14 protein-coding genes are annotated in these 18031 nt (G+C 56.7%); 7 read left to right on the top strand and 7 right to left on the bottom strand.

Features of this window, described 5'->3' with window-relative positions:
- Nucleotides 1-48 precede the first annotated feature (48 nt).
- Nucleotides 49-933 carry a LysR substrate-binding domain-containing protein gene (locus ACQG03_RS11225; protein WP_038416076.1) on the top strand — a complete coding sequence of 295 codons (885 nt, stop codon included), beginning with the start codon at nucleotides 49-51 and terminating at the stop codon, nucleotides 931-933.
- Here ACQG03_RS11225 and ACQG03_RS11220 read toward each other — a convergent pair.
- The 4 genes from ACQG03_RS11220 to ACQG03_RS11205 all read right to left on the bottom strand — a co-directional run bounded on the left by ACQG03_RS11220 (nucleotide 924) and on the right by ACQG03_RS11205 (nucleotide 4442).
- Complete coding sequence (locus ACQG03_RS11220) at nucleotides 924-1832, bottom strand: LysR family transcriptional regulator (protein WP_045622684.1); 909 nt, start codon at nucleotides 1830-1832, stop codon at nucleotides 924-926. The genes ACQG03_RS11225 and ACQG03_RS11220 overlap by 10 nt on opposite strands.
- A 1-nt stretch (nucleotide 1833) precedes the next feature.
- Nucleotides 1834-2811: an MBL fold metallo-hydrolase gene (locus ACQG03_RS11215; protein WP_063163034.1), complete on the bottom strand. Its 978-nt coding sequence runs from the start codon at nucleotides 2809-2811 to the stop codon at nucleotides 1834-1836.
- 107 nt (nucleotides 2812-2918) lie between these two features.
- Nucleotides 2919-3803 (bottom strand): SDR family oxidoreductase, encoded by an 885-nt coding sequence (locus tag ACQG03_RS11210; protein ID WP_063163035.1) that lies wholly within the window; start codon nucleotides 3801-3803, stop codon nucleotides 2919-2921.
- A gap of 111 nt (nucleotides 3804-3914) precedes the next feature.
- A complete protein-coding gene (locus ACQG03_RS11205; RefSeq protein ID WP_022648161.1) occupies nucleotides 3915-4442 on the bottom strand; it encodes a GNAT family N-acetyltransferase in 528 nt (175 codons plus the stop codon).
- 131 nt (nucleotides 4443-4573) lie between these two features.
- On the opposite strand from ACQG03_RS11205, the gene treZ reads away from it, so the two are divergent.
- Genes treZ through glgX form a run of 3 tightly spaced genes read left to right on the top strand, consistent with a single transcriptional unit; the run spans nucleotide 4574 to nucleotide 10917 of the window.
- Complete coding sequence (treZ, locus tag ACQG03_RS11200) at nucleotides 4574-6361, top strand: malto-oligosyltrehalose trehalohydrolase (protein WP_426726125.1); 1788 nt, start codon at nucleotides 4574-4576, stop codon at nucleotides 6359-6361.
- A complete protein-coding gene (gene treY / locus ACQG03_RS11195; RefSeq protein WP_063163037.1) occupies nucleotides 6358-8826 on the top strand; it encodes a malto-oligosyltrehalose synthase in 2469 nt (822 codons plus the stop codon). Before treZ ends, treY begins: the two co-directional genes overlap by 4 nt.
- Before the next feature lie 15 nt (nucleotides 8827-8841).
- Nucleotides 8842-10917, top strand: a complete 2076-nt coding sequence (gene glgX / locus ACQG03_RS11190; RefSeq protein WP_022648158.1) for a glycogen debranching protein GlgX — start codon at nucleotides 8842-8844, stop codon at nucleotides 10915-10917.
- Here the strand turns inward: glgX and ACQG03_RS11185 are convergent.
- Nucleotides 10914-11462, bottom strand: a complete 549-nt coding sequence (locus ACQG03_RS11185; protein ID WP_022648157.1) for a winged helix DNA-binding protein — start codon at nucleotides 11460-11462, stop codon at nucleotides 10914-10916. The genes glgX and ACQG03_RS11185 overlap by 4 nt on opposite strands.
- Before the next feature lie 224 nt (nucleotides 11463-11686).
- Here ACQG03_RS11185 and ACQG03_RS11180 point away from each other — a divergent pair, with 224 nt between their 5' ends.
- Genes ACQG03_RS11180 through ACQG03_RS11170 form a run of 3 tightly spaced genes read left to right on the top strand, consistent with a single transcriptional unit; the run spans nucleotide 11687 to nucleotide 14397 of the window.
- A complete protein-coding gene (locus ACQG03_RS11180; protein ID WP_063163038.1) occupies nucleotides 11687-12409 on the top strand; it encodes a DUF969 domain-containing protein in 723 nt (240 codons plus the stop codon).
- Nucleotides 12406-13392: a DUF979 domain-containing protein gene (locus ACQG03_RS11175; RefSeq protein ID WP_063163039.1), complete on the top strand. Its 987-nt coding sequence runs from the start codon at nucleotides 12406-12408 to the stop codon at nucleotides 13390-13392. The genes ACQG03_RS11180 and ACQG03_RS11175 overlap by 4 nt, the downstream gene beginning before the upstream one ends.
- Before the next feature lie 9 nt (nucleotides 13393-13401).
- Nucleotides 13402-14397: a DUF2891 domain-containing protein gene (locus ACQG03_RS11170; protein WP_063163040.1), complete on the top strand. Its 996-nt coding sequence runs from the start codon at nucleotides 13402-13404 to the stop codon at nucleotides 14395-14397.
- A gap of 3 nt (nucleotides 14398-14400) precedes the next feature.
- On the opposite strand, the gene ACQG03_RS11165 is transcribed toward ACQG03_RS11170, so the two are convergent.
- On the bottom strand, nucleotides 14401-15474 hold the full coding sequence (locus ACQG03_RS11165; protein WP_063163041.1) for a fimbrial protein: 1074 nt from the start codon (nucleotides 15472-15474) through the stop codon (nucleotides 14401-14403).
- Between the two features lie 15 nt (nucleotides 15475-15489).
- A complete protein-coding gene (locus ACQG03_RS11160; RefSeq protein ID WP_237765588.1) occupies nucleotides 15490-17994 on the bottom strand; it encodes a fimbria/pilus outer membrane usher protein in 2505 nt (834 codons plus the stop codon).
- Between the last annotated feature and the right edge of the window lie 37 nt (nucleotides 17995-18031).

Raw genomic sequence — 18031 nt, 5'->3', positions numbered from 1 at the left:
TTCATGCTATTTTAATATGAATTTTATTATCAATAATGAAGGCACAGTATGCAGTTTCGACTGATGCGCAATTTTATCGTGGTGGCGGAAGAGCTTCACATGCATCGTGCGGCGGAGCGCCTTAACATGGCGCAACCGGCACTAAGCCAGCAAATCAAAACGCTTGAAGATCGTCTGGGGGTAGTGCTCTTTAGCCGGGCGAATCGTCGCCTGACGCTGACGCCAGCCGGTGAGGCGTTTCTCAGTAAAGCCAGAGTGGCGATTTTTATGACCGATCAGGCCATTCTGGATGCCAGACAGACGGCCAGAGGGGAACAGGGCGTGCTGAATCTCGGATGCGTTTCAAGTGCGATATTCGACAGTAAGCTGCCCGACGCGCTGCGGCTTTTACATGAGAAATGGCCAGCCATCAGCCTTTCCATGATGACGGGAAACGTGCAAACCCTTTATACCGGCGTGCAAAGCAACCAGCTGGATGTGGCCATTATTCGTGCCCCGTTACCGCTGCTGCCTGACGATCTGCAAAGCCGTCCTTTCACAACGGAAAAAGCCGTGCTGGCCTTACCTCGTCAACACAGTCTGGCGGGCTCCGCCGCGCTGACGCTTGCGTCGGTGAAAGAGGAGAAGTGGATCGCCCTGCGCGACCCGGAGGGGATGGGGCTGGAGCAATATTTCTATGATGCCTGCCACAGCGCGGGCGTACAGCCTGACGTTGTGCAAAATGCCACCGATGTCCCCACGGTGATAAGCCTTGTCTCGGCAGGGTTTGGCATCGCCATGCTACCCGCCTCAGCGAAGGCGATATGCGTACAAAACGTCGTCTTTGTGGATATTCTTGACCGACTCCGGGAGAGCGAGCTGACGCTGGTTTGCCACCGGATTATTCGCTCTGAGGTGCTGAAAAAATTGCTGAGTATCCTCGATCATACCTGACGTCCGGCGGCCTGAAGAAGCTGTTCACGTAGCCAGCGATTAGCCGGATCCTGACTGTTTTTCGGGTGCCAGTACATACCGATGACGATCGGCGGAAGATCCAGCGGCGGCGGAAAAATATCAAGCGTTTGCGTAAAGCGTAGCAACATGCGTCTGGGTAGGGTGCAGAGTAAATCGGTACCGGCAACAATCGCAGGCGCCATCGCATAGCTTTGCGTCGACATCACCACGTTACGCTGGTGGCCAAGCCCCGCCAGATGCTGATCGACAAAGCCCGCGAACGGGTCGCCCTCGGATGAAACCACCAGGTGTGAAAGACTACAATAGCTTTCCAGATCCACCGGCCCCGTACCGCGCGGATGGCCTTTCCGCTGGGCTGTGGCATATTCATCGTCAAACAGTTTGCGTCTGACCCATGCATCGTGCGCCCCCGCGTTAACGCCGATATAAATATCCACATCGCCATTTTCCATCTGCGCTGACAGCAGCTGGGTTTCCGGGAGCGCAAAACGCAGGCGGATACCTGGTGCCGCACTGCTAATCTGATTTTGCAACTCAGCCCCCAGCATTAGCGCCGGGTTTTCGTGCAGGGCAATAACAAAGGTGCGGTTGCTGTTCTGCGCGTTGAACGTGGTGGGTTCAAGCATCGCCGCTATGCCCTGCAAAACCGTCGCGACCTGCGGCCTTAACGCTTCGGCGCGCGGCGTCGGTAACACCCCACGTCCGTGTGGGGAAGGGACAAACAGCGGCTCACCAAACAACACGCGCAGGCGTGCCAGGCGGGCAGACATTGCTGGCTGGCTGATGCCCAGCCGCGCGGCCGCATGGGTGATATTCTGGTCCCTGAGTAACGCATCCAGCGTCAGGATCAGGTCCATATCCATATCGGAGGGGGACATCTTATTTTGCGTCACGGTTGGTATAGGTCACCGGGACCCACGCGTAGCCTTCCCGCTCACCTTTCGTCACATAACCGATCCCGGGGAAAGGCAGATGTGGCGCCGCAATCAGATCTTTGTTTTTCACAAACTCAGCGAAAGCTGCGTTGCGCACCCGGGCGGCGCCGTCCTGATCCTCATCGTAAGCAATCGTCACGTTGGGCTGCGGGAACTGAACTGCGGCGACGTGGATGATGTCGCCGACAAAGGTAATTTTTTCACCTTTGCTCTCCAGCGTGTAAAACGCGGAACCTGGGGTGTGGCCCGGGTGAACCGTACCGCTGATGCCCGGCAGAAGCTGTTCGGTGCCTGAGAAAGTCTTCACTTTTCCGGCATCCAGATAAGGCTTTAAAGTCTTGTGCGCGACATCGAAGTAGTTCTGGTCATAGCCCGATTTTTTCTGGTTCTCGACGTTAAAGAAGAAATCGATATCCGGTTTGCCGACATAGACCTGCGCGTGGGTAAACACGCGCTGACCGTCTTTGACCAGACCACCGGCGTGATCGGAGTGCGCATGGGTGATTAGAACATCGGTAATATCTTCGGGTTTGATGCCCTGGGTCGCCAGGCTTTCAATCAGCCGCCCGCCTTTGCCGGGGCCAAAGAGCTGACCGGAACCGGTATCCACCAGGATTTTGTGACCGGGCAAAGCGATATAAAACGCGTTAATCGATGCTTCCACCGGATTGGCCTGGAAGTTTTTGGCCAGTAACGCATCGGTATTTTCCGCCGTCGTCCGGCGCAGTAAGGCGTGCAGATCCTGCGGCACGCTGCCGTCCGTAAAGGCGGTGATAATCCTGTCGCCAACCTGAACGCTGTAGCCGCCAGCCTGCTGTTTCACCACATGTTGCGGAACGCTGGCCACCGCGTGGATCGCTGGAAAGAATAAAACTGAACCGGTCAACAGGGTTGATATCGCAAGTTTTTTCACAGTAAACATGATGGGCTCCTTAATAGTAAGTTCATCATAGTTCAACTGCGATTTTTGAGAACAGCAGGGGAGTGAATGTGACCTATCCATGAAATGGATAGGTCTGAGAGGATGCTTTACAGCACGCCGGTACCGCCATCAGAGCACCACACTTGCCCGGAAGCGTATGAGCAGGAATCGGAGGCAAACAGCACATACAGCGGTGCGATTTCAACCGGCTGGCCCGGTCGGCCCAGGGGCGTATCTTCCCCGAACTTCTGAACTTTGGACTGCGGCTGACCGCCGCTGGACTGAAGAGGCGTCCAGTATGGACCTGGCGCGACGGCATTTACCCGAATACCACGCGGTCCCAGCTGCTGGGCCAGAGACTTGGTAAAGGCCACGTTACAGGCTTTGGTCTGCGCATAGTCCACCAGGATCGCGCTCGGTTTAAACGCCTGAACGGAAGTGGTGTTGATGATCACGGCACCTTCCTGCAAATGGCGCAGCGCAGCTTTGGTGATCCAGAAGGGGGCATAGACGTTGGTCTTAAACGTCGCGTCAAAATCTGCCGAGGTGAGATCGTCGATAGATTCACAGTACTGCTGGCGTCCGGCGTTATTCACCAGGATATCCAGGCCGCCCAGTTCGGCAACGGCTTTTTCCACCAGCGTGTCGCAGAAGGACTCCACGCGAATGTCGCCGGGAATGGCGACCGCTTTACGGCCTTCGGCCTGAATCAGCGCAATGACCGATGCCGCATCGGACTCCTCTTCCGGCAGATAGCCAATAGCGACATCTGCACCTTCACGGGCATAGGCGATGGCTACCGCGCGACCTATGCCGGAATCACCGCCGGTAATCAGCGCTTTTTTTCCTGCCAATTTTCCTGACCCGATATAACTTGTTTCACCATGATCCGGTATTGGCTTCATTTCCGATGCCAGCCCGGGAGCCCTTTGCGGTTGTTCTGCAAACGGTGGACGAGGGTAATGCAGCGTGTGATTATTTCCTGTAGACATACCGGCCTCCTTAATAGTGAATTCCAAGATTAGTCGTTAATTAAACGTAAGCGGGCAAAATTGACAAATTCAGACAAATCTATATTCCAGTGGCGGATATAAAATATTTTCTCAAGCCAGCATGTAATACCAGAAAAGGGCGACCTCATCTTTTTCCGGCAGGGCGTTGTAAAGGTAACGATCGTAACCGCCCAGAATAAACCCATAGTGACGATAGAAAAGGCAGGCAGAAACATTAACGTTCTGCGTCTCCAGCCGTAAGCCGGGCGCATTGAGGCTTCGCGCCCAGACGTGGGTGGCAGACATCAGCTTGTGCGCCGCGCCCGTTCGGCGTTTTGAACGCTCCACGGCAATGTAATCCACCGAAATAAATTTATTCCAGTTGCAGGACGCGGTAATAAAACCGGCGATTTCACCGTCATCCGTTTCGGCGATAAGAAATATTGAATCGGGATTAACGCAATGATTTTCCAGCGTCTGGAGATCCAGTTCATAGGTTTTATGATAAGGATCGGTTAGCGCCTCGATATGCAAATCACCATTGAGAAAAGGTTCTCTGGCAATCTCATCGACCGTAAAAGAAAAATCACAACATTCAAGACGGGCGAGGTCGGTGCTTAATCCTTTTCGAATATGCATAGTATTCCTTAAGTGGGAGTTATAAATAGATAATAGACGAAGCGGCATACCCTGCTGGCATAACACTCTGTTCATCCTGGTCTAAGCTTGTATTTCGTTCCGCGTAAAATGTGGTCATTCGAGGACAATGAATGGAGTTCAGAACATGTCGCAGGCACTGGGGTGCTGAGTTTATTTCCGATGACGTTGTACGTTTTCGCGTCTGGGCAGAAGGGCAGAAAGATCTCACGTTGCGTTTAACCGACACCGACATTCCGATGGCGGCGGTGGGCGACGGCTGGTTTCAGGTTGACGTGCCCGGCGTCAGACACGGTACGCCGTATCAGTTTGTTTTACAGGATGGAATGGCGGTGCCGGATCCGGCCTCCCGCGCGCAACAGGCTGACGTCAACGGCCCGTCGGTGGTGATCGACCCGCGTCGCAGCCTGCCCACTCAGCGGGAATGGCAAGGACGACCGTGGGAAGAGACGGTGATCTACGAGATGCATATCGGCACCTTCACCGGGGAAGGAACCTTCAGGGCGGCCATCGATAAATTGCCTTATCTGGCCGAACTGGGTATTACGCAACTGGAAGTGATGCCCGTGTCCCAGTTCGGGGGCGCGCGCGGATGGGGGTATGATGGCGTACTGCTGTATGCCCCGCACTCAGCTTATGGCACACCGGATGATTTTCATGCCTTCATCGATGCCGCCCACGCGCTCGGGCTTTCCGTGGTGCTGGATATTGTACTCAACCACTTTGGCCCGGAAGGGAACTACCTGCCGTTGCTCTCGCCGGCGTTTTTCCATCAGGATCGTATGACCCCGTGGGGCAACGGTATAGCCTATGAGGTTGAAGCCGTCCGGCAATACATCGCTGAGGCGCCGTTATTCTGGCTCTCGGAGTATCATCTTGACGGTCTGCGCTTCGACGCCATCGACCAGATCCATGACAACGCTGAGACCCATATTCTTCCCGAGATAGCGCAACGGATCCGCGACGCCTTTCCGGATCGGCATATCCATCTGACCACCGAAGACAGTCGCAACGTGATTTTCCTGCATCCGCGCGATGAGCATGGTCAGACGCCGCTTTTCACCGCCGAATGGAATGATGATTTTCACAACGCCGCACATGTCTTCGCGACCGGGGAATCACACGCCTATTATCAGGATTTTGCCTTTGAGCCGGAGAAAAAGCTGGCGCGGGCGCTGGCAGAGGGCTTTGTCTACCAGGGGGAAATCTCGCTTCAGACCGGGAAATCGCGCGGGGTAGAGTGTCGCGAGCAACCACCGCAGTTTTTTGTCGATTTTATTCAGAATCACGACCAGGTCGGCAACCGTGCCCAGGGGGAGAGGCTTATCTCTCTGGCTGGGGCGGAGAAAACGCGCGTGCTGTTCGCGGCGCTGCTCCTGTCGCCACATATCCCGCTGCTGTTTATGGGTGAGGAGTATGGCGAAACGCATCCGTTCCTCTTTTTCACCGACTTCCACGGCGACCTGGCGAAAGCCGTGCGGGAGGGGCGCGCGAAAGAGTTTACCGGCCATGCCGGGCACGATGAAACCGTACCGGATCCCAATGACGTAAATACCTTTATGCGGTCGAAGCTTGACTGGAACAAGGCAGACACAGAGGAAGGCAGGGCGTGGCTGCACGTTACGCGCGAACTGATTGCGCTGCGTCAACGCTTTATCGTCCCGTTACTGAAACAGCGAGGCGCCGTGGAGGGTAACGTCCTGCAAACGGCGCTCGGCATGGTTACCGTGAGCTGGCGTTTTCCGTCCGGTACGCTGTCGCTGGCGCTGAATATCGGCAAAAAGCCCCTCGCCTTAGCGGACCTGCCCGGAAAAACGATCTTTAGCTGGCCGGAGGCAGTCGAAAACCTGCCGCCGCACAGCATTGTTGTTCGCTTTGCTGATGGAGAAGCAGCGCTATGATCCCTTCCTCTACTTACCGAATTCAGTTTCGCAACGGCATGACCTTCGATCGCGTGGTAGACCTGATTCCGTATATGAAAGACCTCGGAATTAGCCATCTTTACGCGTCACCTGTTTTCACCGCAACCACGGATTCCACCCACGGCTATGACGTGACCGACCCCAACGAAATCGACCCGGCGATTGGCGGGCGGGAAGGGTTTGACCGCATGGCGGCAGCGCTGAAACAGGCGGGGATGGGGCTGATTCTGGATATCGTTCCTAACCATATGTCGACCTCGCTGGAAAACCGCTGGTGGCGCGATGTTATCGAGCATGGTCGGCAGAGCCGCTATGCGGCATATTTTGATATCGACTGGTCCCGACCGCTGACGTTGCCGTTTCTTGGCGACACCTTTGAAGCCGAGCTGGAGCGGGGGGCTATCACCCTGAAACGTGACGGTGTCACCGACAGCGCGGCGTTGGTTTACTATGATACCGCCTATCCGCTTAATCCCGGCACGTATGCCGAAGGCAAGAGCATCGCTGAGATCCACGAGGCGCAAAGCTGGCGGCTGATGTCCTGGCGGGAAGCGCCGAAACAGCTTTCATGGCGGCGCTTTTTTGAAATCACCGGGCTGGTCGGCGTGCGGGTAGAGGATGAGGCGGTATTCGCAGACACGCACCGCCTGATCCTTGAGCTTGTCCACGCCGGGGTTGTCGACGGCCTGCGCATTGACCATGTGGACGGGCTTGCCGATCCGCTGGGCTATTTGCAGCGACTGCGTGCGGCGACCGGACCGGATTGCTACATCACGGTAGAGAAGATCCTCGCCAAAGGGGAACAGCTTCCTCCGGAGTGGCCCATCTCAGGTACTACGGGCTATGAGTTTATCGCCTCCCTGGCGGAAGTGCTGGTGGATGATACCAACCTCTCGCGGCTGGAGACGCTCTACGACGAGACGCTGGGTACGACCGTGGACAGGCAGGCGGAACTTCGCAACGCCAAAGGACTGATGACCGATCGTAATTTTGAAGGTGAATTTACCACGCTGCTCAAAATAGCCAGCGAGCTGGCCGGGCATAACGGTGCCGAAGTGGAGTATGAGGATATCCGCCATGCCCTGCGTGAGCTGCTTATCGCGTTTCCGGTGTATCGCACCTACGGCACCGCACAGGGGCTGACGCCACCGGATGTGGCGCTGCTCAGCCGCGTGGTCGCCAGCGTCAACACCTCTGAACCCGCTCTGAGCCTTATCGTGCGTATTCTTACCGGCGATCTGCCGGCGCATGACCACGCACTGGCCTCGCTTTTCCGCACCCGTTTTCAGCAGCTGACCGGGCCGCTGATGGCGAAATCGGTAGAGGATACGCTGTTCTTCCGCCATAACCTGGAGCTGGCCCTGAACGAAGTCGGCGCCGACCCGACGCCGCGCGCGTTTTCACTTTCCCGTTTTCATCAGGAGATGCGCATTCGACTTGCCCGCCAGCCCGATGCGCTGCTGGGAACTTCCACCCACGACACCAAACGCGGCGAGGATGCACGAGCTCGTCTGTATACGCTGACGGAAGCGCCAGATCTGTGGGGAGAAAATCTGGCGCGCTGGCGGCAAATGAACCAGACGCAGGTCCGATTCCTCAACGATGGCACCGCGCCGAACGCCGCCGACACCTGGATGATCTTCCAGGCGCTGGCGGGCGTCTGGCCAGCAACCCTGTCGCCTGAGGATCGTGATGGCCTTAAGTCACTGGAAGAGCGTTTCCTCGGCTTTATCGAGAAAGCCCTGCGCGAGGCCAAGCAGCGTACCGACTGGATCGACAGCAACGAAGATTACGAGAGCGTGGTCCTGGACTACGTGCGCCATCTGCTTTCCCCGGATAACACCCTGTTCCTGCGTGATTTCAGTGCCGCACTCCAGCCGTTTATTCGGGCTGGGTTAATGAACAGCCTGAGCCAGACGGTGATCAAACTGACTGCACCTGGCGTACCGGACATCTACCAGGGCAGCGAGGGGCTTAACTTCAGCCTCGTCGACCCGGATAACCGCCGCGAACCGGATTTCGCCGCACTGGCGGAAAACCTCAGCGTAGCGGATGGCACCGTTTTTAACGATGCGCAACGCTGGCGAGACGGCAGCGTGAAGCAGTACGTCACCGCCACGCTGTTACGGCTTCGGCCACATTACCCCGCGCTTTTCCGCTACGGCGACTGGCTGCCGCTGAAGGTAACCGGCGAGCGGGAGGAGAATCTGATCGTTTATGCCCGCATCAAAGATGACGAGGCGCTGATCGTCGCCGTGCCGCGCCTGGTGTTTGACGTCACCGATAATGCGATGCTGTGGGCCAATACTACCGTGGCCATACCCCAGGCGCTGGCCGGGAAGCACTACCGGGATCTGTTTACCGGTGAGCGTCGCCTTCTGCCAGAGACGCTGGATTTAACGTCTGAAAAGGGATGTTTGTTGGTTCTGCTTACCTGCGAATAATTGAGGAGAACAAAAATGCCAAAGGATACAACGTTTGAAATTCGGGCCGGTCATGGCCAGCAGTTGGGCGCAAATTATGACGGGAAAGGGGTGAACTTCGCCCTGTTTTCCGCCCACGCTGAGCGGGTGGAGCTGTGTCTGTTTGATCCTTCGGGAAAAACAGAAATCGCCCGTCTGGAACTGCCGGAATATACCCATGAGGTCTGGCACGGCTATGTGCCGGACCTGAAACCGGGGGCGCTGTATGGCTACCGCGTTTACGGCCCCTACGATCCGGAGAACGGTCACCGCTTCAACCCCAATAAGCTGCTTATTGACCCCTATGCCCGTGAACTGGTAGGTGAAATTGAGTGGAACGATGCCCACTTCGGCTATGAGCTGGGACACGACGAGCTGGATCTCAGTTTTGACACGCGAGACAGCGCGCCGTTTACGCCCAAATGTAAGGTCATCGACCCCAATGCCGTTGACTGGCAGGACTCACGCCGGCCCGATATCCCGTGGCCGCATACCGTGGTCTATGAAAGCCACGTTAAAGGCTTTACCCAGCTTAACCCGGCTATTCCGCCTGAACTGCGCGGTACGTTTGAGGGGATGGGGCATAAAGCCTCGGTGGAGTACATCAAAAGCCTCGGCATTACCTCGGTCGAGCTGCTACCGGTTCACTGGTTCCCGGACGATCAGCACCTGCTCGATCGCGGCCTGAAAAACTTCTGGGGCTATAACTCGCTCGGTTTCTTTGCGCCAGCGTCCCGCTATTACGGCCCGGCGGGGATCCAGGGTTTCCGCGACATGGTGCGTGCTTATCATGACGCGGGCATCGAGGTGATCCTCGACGTGGTCTATAACCACACGGCGGAGGGCAACGAGCTGGGGCCAACCCTGTCGTTTAAGGGGATTGATAACTTCTGCTATTACCGCACCATGCCGGATCAGCATCGGTATTACATCAACGACACCGGCACCGGAAACACCGTAAACACCTCGCACCCGCGCGTGTTGCAGATGGTCATGGACTCCCTGCGTTACTGGGCGGAATCGATGCAGATTGACGGTTTCCGCTTTGACCTCGGAACCATTCTCGGACGCGAGCCGGAGGGATTCGACCCGCGCGGCGGCTTCTTTGATGCCGTGACCCAGGATCCGGTGCTGTCGAAGCTGAAGCTTATCGGTGAACCGTGGGATATCGGCCCAGGGGGGTATCAGGTGGGGGGCTTCCCGCCAGGCTGGGGCGAGTGGAACGACAAATACCGCGACACGGTACGTGAATACTGGAAGGGAGATAACGTTTCTAACGATTTTGCCGCCCGTCTGTTAGGGTCCGGTGATTTGTACGATCTGCGCGGACGTCGTCCGTGGGCCAGCGTCAATTTTATCACCGCGCATGACGGCTTTACGCTGAACGACCTGGTATCCTACAACGAGAAGCATAACGCCGATAACGGGGAAGATAATAACGACGGACATAACGATAACCGGTCGTATAACTACGGTGAAGAAGGGCCGACGGAGAACCCCGATATCATCGCCACCCGCGAGCGGCAAAAGCGCAACTTCCTCACCACGCTCTTCTTCTCCCACGGCACGCCGATGCTGCTGGCAGGTGATGAGTTCGGCCGGACGCAAAAGGGCAATAATAACGGCTATTGCCAGGACAGCGAGATCTCCTGGATAAACTGGGAAGGACTCTCTGAAAACGACGAGAAGCTGCGCGACTTTACCCGTCGGTTGATTGCTCTGCGCGCTGAGCAGCCGCTGCTGCGCCGTGAAAACTGGCGCGACGGGCTTGAGATCCGCTGGTTTAACGCCGGTGGCGGACCGCAGCAGTCTGAGCAGTGGGATGAGGGTTCCACCCTTGGTCTTGCCATCAGCCGTCCTGATCTTGAGCAGGAAGAGGGCATCTGGCACGACGTGCTGATGCTGTTTAACCCGTTTGAAGGCACGGTGCCATTCCAGATCCCGCAGTTTGGCGAAGGGGGCTGGGTGCTGGAGCTTTCGACGGCGGATGATGCCCCCACAGGGGAAATCATCACGGAATCCGTCGATTATGAACTGGCCGGGCGGAGCATAACGCTTTTCCGCCGTCCTTAAAGCGAGGCCGCCGCGCGTGCGGCGGTATCATACAGGGAGGAGATCGCGCGGAGTAACTGCGCGGTCTCACCAATCGACGCGCCTGGAATGCCGCTTTCCGCATGAATGTTGATCAGGCAGGCTTCCCGTACCTCCCGGTACTTCATGCACAGCGCTTTGCCTTCCTCCGTCGTCGAGAAAAAGAGCTCTTTCCCCGCTTTTTCACTGGTGACGTAACCCGCCTTTACCAGCTTTTTCAGCGCATACGTCACCACGTGGGTATCTTCCACGTTCAGCACAAAGCAGATGTCGGCCAGCTTCTTCTTGCGGTTGCGGTGGTTTACGTGGTGCAGAAGCGAGACGTCGAAAGCGCCCATATCCGGTTCCCCTGCTGCGGTCATGCAGCGTACCATCCATTTGTTAAACGCATTGCTGGTCATGATCAGCGCATATTCCAGCTCTGATAATTCAGCACACCGCTCTGAGACGAGATGGCGGGAGGAGACGATACGCCCGTCCGCAATATCGTCGTGGTTTAACGCTGTTTTCGTTTTCTTTGTCGTCATACCGATCCTTTCTCCAGAATGTAAACCCGTCGATAAAATAAGAACATTTTATTGATAAATTGTTTACATGTTTTTGACGTTCAGATATAGCTTTTTAGTGCAGGTTCTGTGGAGCCTCACGCAACACACAACATCGCGCGCCGTAATGCACCGGCTTCGCTCTGCTGCGAAGTATAAAAAATAGCCGTCGGCGCGCAACGCTCACTTTGGATAGGGTAACGTTTATGGACAGTTCTACACTGTTGCCACTTATCGGGATTCCGGTGGTGGTTATTGGTTTTGCACTGCGTTTCAACCCGCTGCTGGTTGTCGTGGTGGCGGGGCTGGCAACGGGCCTGCTGGTTGGCATGGATTTCGGTATGCTGCTGGAAACCTTTGGCGAAAAGTTCGTGAATAGCCGATCGCTCGCCACTTTCATTCTGATCCTGCCGGTGATTGGCCTGCTGGAGTATTACGGGCTGAAAGAGCGCGCCCAGGCCTGGGTCGCGAAGATCGCCAGCGCCACCTCGGCGCGTATCCTGATGCTCTACTTTGTTGCCCGCGAAGGGACGGCTGCGCTGGGCCTGATGTCGCTTGGCGGCCACGCACAAACGGTGCGTCCTCTGCTGGCGCCGATGGCCGAAGGGGCGGCCCTGAATGAATACGGCGAACTGCCGCAGACTATCCGCGACAAAATCAAAGCCCATGCCGCCGCCTGTGACAATATCGCGGTTTTCTTTGGGGAAGATATCTTTATCGCCTTTGGCGCGGTACTGCTGATTGATGCGTTCCTGAAAGAGAACGGGATCGAGGGGATCGAACCGCTGCATATCGGCCTGTGGGCCATTCCGACCGCTATTGCGGCACTGGTCATCCATATGACGCGTCTGCTGCGCCTCGACGCCAGCATTCGTCGCGACGTGATGGCCTGGAGAGCAGAGCAGGGTTCGCAGGAGATCGCACCATGATGACCTTTATCACCATTAACCGCGTGTACTACCTGATCGGCTTTGTCGTGATGCTGCTGGTTGTGATGACCCTTCGCGATCGCGCTAACCCGAAACGCTATACCACCGCGCTGTTCTGGTTTATGTTTGGCGGGATCTTCCTGTTTGGCGATCTGATGGTGCAGGAGCTGGGTAAGTCGCTGGCGTATCGCATTATTGGCGGCGCCGTTATCGTGATTGCGCTACTGGCCGGTTTCGGGCTGGTCGGGAAGGGGCATTATAAAATGTCCACCGAGGAGGAGCGGGTTGCCTCATCACACCGGCTGAAAAACTGGCTATTCTTGCCCGCGCTGATGATCCCGGTGGTGACGGTCATCGGGACGCTGTTTCTGAAAGGCGTGTCGATTGGCGGTGTCTATCTGCTCGACCAGAAGCAGCTTACGCTGGCGGCGCTGTGCGTGGCCTGTGTGGCGGCTATCCTCACCGGCTGGTGGCTGACAAAAGGTACGCCGCTGCATGCGGTTCGTCAGTCGCGTCGGCTGGTCGATACCATTGGTTGGGCGGTGATCCTGCCGCAGATGCTCGCGATGCTCGGCGGGGTGTTTGTGGTGGCGAATACCGGCGAATCGGTACAAAAGGTGGTCAGCCTGTTTGTGAACCCGGACAGCCGCTTCATGCTGGTGGTCATTTATTGCGTGGGGATGGCGCTGTTTACCATGATTATGGGCAACGCCTTCGCTGCCTTCCCGGTGTTAAGCGCCGGTATCGCTCTGCCATTCCTGATTAACGTCCATCACGGTAACCCGGCACCATTGCTGGCTATCGGCATGTACGCAGGCTATTGCGGCACGCTGATGACCCCGATGGCCGCCAACTTCAACATCGTGCCCGCCGCGCTGCTGGAGCTAAAAGACAAATATCAGGTTATCAAGATCCAGATCCCGACCGCGTTAACCTTGCTGGTGGTGAACGTGTTCTTAATGTATTTCCTCGTGTTTCGCTAAGGAGCTGCAATGGAATTAACGCAACATCAGGCTGACGCCTTCGCCAGAATGCCGTTGACCTATTTACGTCAGGAATATCCGAACCACATTATGCATCTGCTCAACGATGACGGCGACGTTCTGCCGCCTCGCGAGCTGCACCCGATCTTTTACGGCTGTTTTGACTGGCACTCTGCGGTGCACGGCTACTGGCTGCTGCTGCGCTGCCTGCGTCTCTGGCCCGAACTGCCGTGTCGGGAAGAGATCATCACTCTCTTCGAAGAACACCTGACCGACGAGAAGGTGGCGAAGGAGCTGGCCTATTTTACCGCGCCGTTCCGCGCGTCGTTTGAGCGACCTTATGGCTACGGCTGGCTGCTGGCGCTGGCCCAGGAGCTGAAACAATCGTCACTGCCGCAGGCGGAGCGCTGGTACCAGACGCTGCAACCGTTAACGCGGGATATTCGCCAGCGGCTGGTGGATTACCTCAGCAAGCTTACCTATCCGATCCGCGTCGGGACGCACTACAACACGGCGTTTGCGCTCGCGCTGGGGCTGGATTATGCCCGGGCGGTGAACGATGACACGCTTGAGCGCGCCATCCTGGACGCGGCAACGCGGTTTTACCTCGCGGACACGCTTTATCCTGCGCATTATGAGCCGGGTGGCGACGAGTATATCTCCGGAGCGCTGACCGAGGCCCTGCTGATGAGTAAGGTGGTGGAGGATTTCCCGGCCTGGTTCGATGCGTTTCTGCCTGAAGTGGGCGCCATTTCTGCGCTCATGAACCCGGCTGAGGTGAGTGATCGCACCGACCCGAAAATCGCGCATCTGGACGGTCTCAACCTCAGCCGTGCCTGGTGTATGAAGCACATTGCCCGCGCCCTGCCGGAAAATCATCATGCTCGGAAGCCATTACGCGATGCCGTTGCGCGCCATCTCTCGGCAAGCGTGGAGCATGTTGTCGGCAGTCACTACAGCGGCGGGCACTGGCTGGCGAGTTTTGCGCTGCTGGCACTGGAGTAGCGCTTAGTTGTATATCAGACTAAATGTTGCCAGGCTGTCTGCCAGCCCCGCGGTGGCCTGGGTTTCGGTGCGCACATATTGTGCGTCGTAATCCAGGGAAAACGCGGTCTGCCGGGCAACGTTGGCAAAAGGTTCGACACCGGTGCTGTTGAGAGGAACGGTTGTGCCTCTGGCGGCACCGTAGTTATCGCCATACAGAATGCGGATCCCCACGCCGGTAGCGGCGCTCTCCTGTTGACTTAGCGCCAGCACATCGTGATTCTGCGCGTCTTTTTCAGTCGGACCAAAGAACCCGATCTTCACCGCTGCCGTTTGGGATGCGTCACAGACCAGAGGGATGATGAAGCGGTGTTTATCCCCATCCATTCCTTTGTTGAGATCGCTTACGCTACTTTGTCCCATATTGACGGTGATGTTGTTATCCGAGATATAACAGCTCGATTTATGCACTTTCAGGTCGGCGGCAGCGACTTCCACCGTCACGCCAGCTTCAGATATCACCGCGCCGTTAGCATCCTCCAGAATCAGCGTTCCTGCGCGAATTTGCCCGCTGTTCGGCTGTTCATAGACAATCTCCTGCGCGGTTTTATAAAACACGACGAAGAACTGGGTCGCCATTTGCGAGGGATCGTTTGTGCTGCAAATCGCAACGCTGTCATCCCCCGAGGCGATGTAATGCACGGGTTCAGCTGCACAGTGCGTGGTTTCGCGAACGCCCACCGCAAACCCGACGCCGGGAATATCTGGCACGTCATAAACGGAGGCCGGGGCGCCCGTACCGTTCGGCGCCACGCCGCTGACGGGCGCTACGGTTAAGGCATTATTGGCCACAAAGCGCATCGTTACCGGGCCGGTTCCCTCAGGACAGTTATAAAACGAGCGGTTTTCCTGGCCCAGGATAGCGCCTGAAAGCATCGACCCCGGAGGGATCGAGGGGTTATCAGTGATCGAGTAGTTTTGAAAGTTAATGACCGCATCGCCCATGGTCGGCGGGCAGGTCTGAGACGCCCTTGCCGTAGCGTGAATCAGCAAAAAAGCGAGCATCAGGAGATTGATTAAACGGTTGATATTGTTCACAGATATCTCAGTAAGTTATTGGCACTGAAGCTTCAGAAGCGTGACCGGAGTGCGGCCAGCGGTATCCGGAAGGCGTAATGGGGCGCTACAGCGCATATCCTGGCCTTTCTGCCGCCAGCTGGCATGCAAGGTCCCGCGTAGCGGCACGCCGCTGAGATAGACCTGTCCTGCTTCGCCAACGATGCCGACGCTTGATTTCGCAGACGTCCCGTTCGAGACATACGCGCTGGCGCCAAATGGAAGCGGGCGCCCGTGTGCCGTAAGGGTGATGAGCGTTCTGATGCCCACGTGGGTATGGTAATTCGCCAGGACGACCGCGCCGCTGGTCGGCACAATCGTTCTGCTGTTCTGGTCCAGATCGACATTTTCTGCCAGCGTTTCGGTATCCAGCGAAATGGTGTTTTTGTGATACGCCGATAAGGTTGGCATCACGGCATAACCTCGGGAGTCGGTGTGAACATTGGTCGCTCCTTCAACCTGAACGTCCGACGCCTCGTCAGCGCGGATCAGCGCCAGGGTATCCCCAAGGCTTTGGCTCAACGTCACCCCATACTGTGTTGCCACAATGCCGCCTGCCGCGCCGTAGTTCACGCGGTTGCTATAGCGATCGTGGCTGTACCCGAGACTGGCGCTGCCATAACCGCCGTGATAAGCCAGCGCAAGGTTGCTGTTCGCGGTATTGGCCTGGTTGTCGAAGCCCTGCTGGAGGTTATAGTTCAGGCGATCGTGGGCCAGGGCCGTACCATACAGCGAAACCTGCCGGGTAGTATGGCCATCAAGGTTATTGTTGAGGCTGTAGCTGGTTGTTGCGCCGGGTAACCAGCGGCTGAGTGGGACGCTGATGCTAAGGTTTATCGCCCGTTCGTTGTCGCTATCATCAGCGCTTGAGCGGGTGAGATAATACCCAACACTCAACGACACCCCTTTGTAGTTTGCGTAATAGCCAAGATGGACGGTTTGATCGACCGCCGAGGCGTTCCAGTAATCCTGACGGTAAAAGGATGCGCTGATATTGCCCAGCGCACCGAGATCCTGCGTCAAACTGAACTGTGTGCGGTTACGCCGGTTATGCACGTGCTGGTCTGGGTCGCTGTCATCATTTGCTTCACTGAAACTGTAAAAGTCATGCGTCGTGTAATGGCTGGTCGAAAGGGTGAGCGACGTGTTCGTCTCAGCGAGATTTTTTTGGTACTGAGCGCGTATTTGCTGCCCAAGGGCAAGCCTGTCATCACTGAGGTGTGCTTTCGCCGCAACGGTGTCCACACCCAGTGCCCCAAACCGGCCAAAATCTTTACCTAATCCCAGCGCGAGAGCCTGATAGTGGCCGGAAAGCTCCGCTCCGCCGTACAGCGTCAGGCTTGAAGACAATCCGTAAAAGGCGGAGGCCTGAACAAACGGCGGGGTGTCGCCCTCGGCGTCAGGGCTGTTATACCGTCCGGTGCTGGCGCTGAATTTCAGTCGTTTCTCCCGTAGCATAAAGGCCACCGAGGAGTAGGGTTGGGTGAACGTGCGTTCGCTGCCATCACTTTCATGGACCGTGATCTCAAGATCGCCGCTTTGCGAAGTGGGGAAGAGATCGCTAATGACAAATGCGCCAGGCGCAACATAGGTTTCATAGATGGTGTAACCGTGCTGGCGAACGCTGACGCGGGCATTGCTGTGAGCGACCCCGCGGATCGTGGGCGCGAAACCGCGCTGGCTGTCCGGCAGCATATTCTCATCCGAGGCAAGCTGAAGCCCCGTAAACTGAAAACTGTCAAAAACCTCGCCAGACGTGTAGGCATTCCCTATTGTTAACGCGCTCTTCAGCGGCGTAATGGCCCGCTGGAGGGATGTTCCCTGAGACTGCCAGTGATGGGTATTACCATATTCAAACGTGGCGTAATTGCGTAAACGCCACGCCCCCAGGTTGATACCGGATCGCAGGCTCAGATAGCTGCTGTTGTCATGAATATTGTCGATGTTGGTTGTCGAGCCCGTAAGATTGTAATCGACAAAAGCAGCGGGGATGCCGTCGTCCCACTGTTCGGGAGGAATATAATCGGCACTTTTTTGCAACATGGCTGCCTGAGGAATGCTGAAAACCAGCCGATGATGGGTGAAGTCAAAATGCGTCGACGCATCGGGAATATATTTGCCGATGTCCGTAAATGTCTCCTCGTCATGCAGCGCATCGAACGAAGAGAAGGCCGCGATGTTTACCCCAAGTCTCTTGAGGTACGCCAGGTTGAGGACCGGTGAGAGCGTTCCCCCGGTATCGACAAATGCAATTTCGCGCTCATCCCGCTGCGTCTGGTTAACAACAACCGCGACACGATAATGTCCCGGCTGCTGACCGCCTTGTCGGGAAAAATAGCTTAAGTCGCTAGCCTGCTGCTGATCTGCGATGATCTCCAGCGCCTGAGGATCGAAGTACTCATCGGCCTGTGCCCGGCGCACATGAATGCCAGACGTGACCGCACCCGCAAGCATCGCGAGCGTATAAATGCGGGGTAAATTGCGTGGGCCGAGAGAATGCATGTGCGGTCGTTGGCTACATTCGCCAAAGGCGTGTTGT

It is taken from the genome of Enterobacter cloacae complex sp. 342H5, assembly GCF_050030905.1.
Taxonomy (GTDB): Bacteria; Pseudomonadota; Gammaproteobacteria; order Enterobacterales; family Enterobacteriaceae; genus Enterobacter; species Enterobacter intestinihominis.
This window is presented reverse-complemented; position numbering and strand designations above follow the sequence as displayed.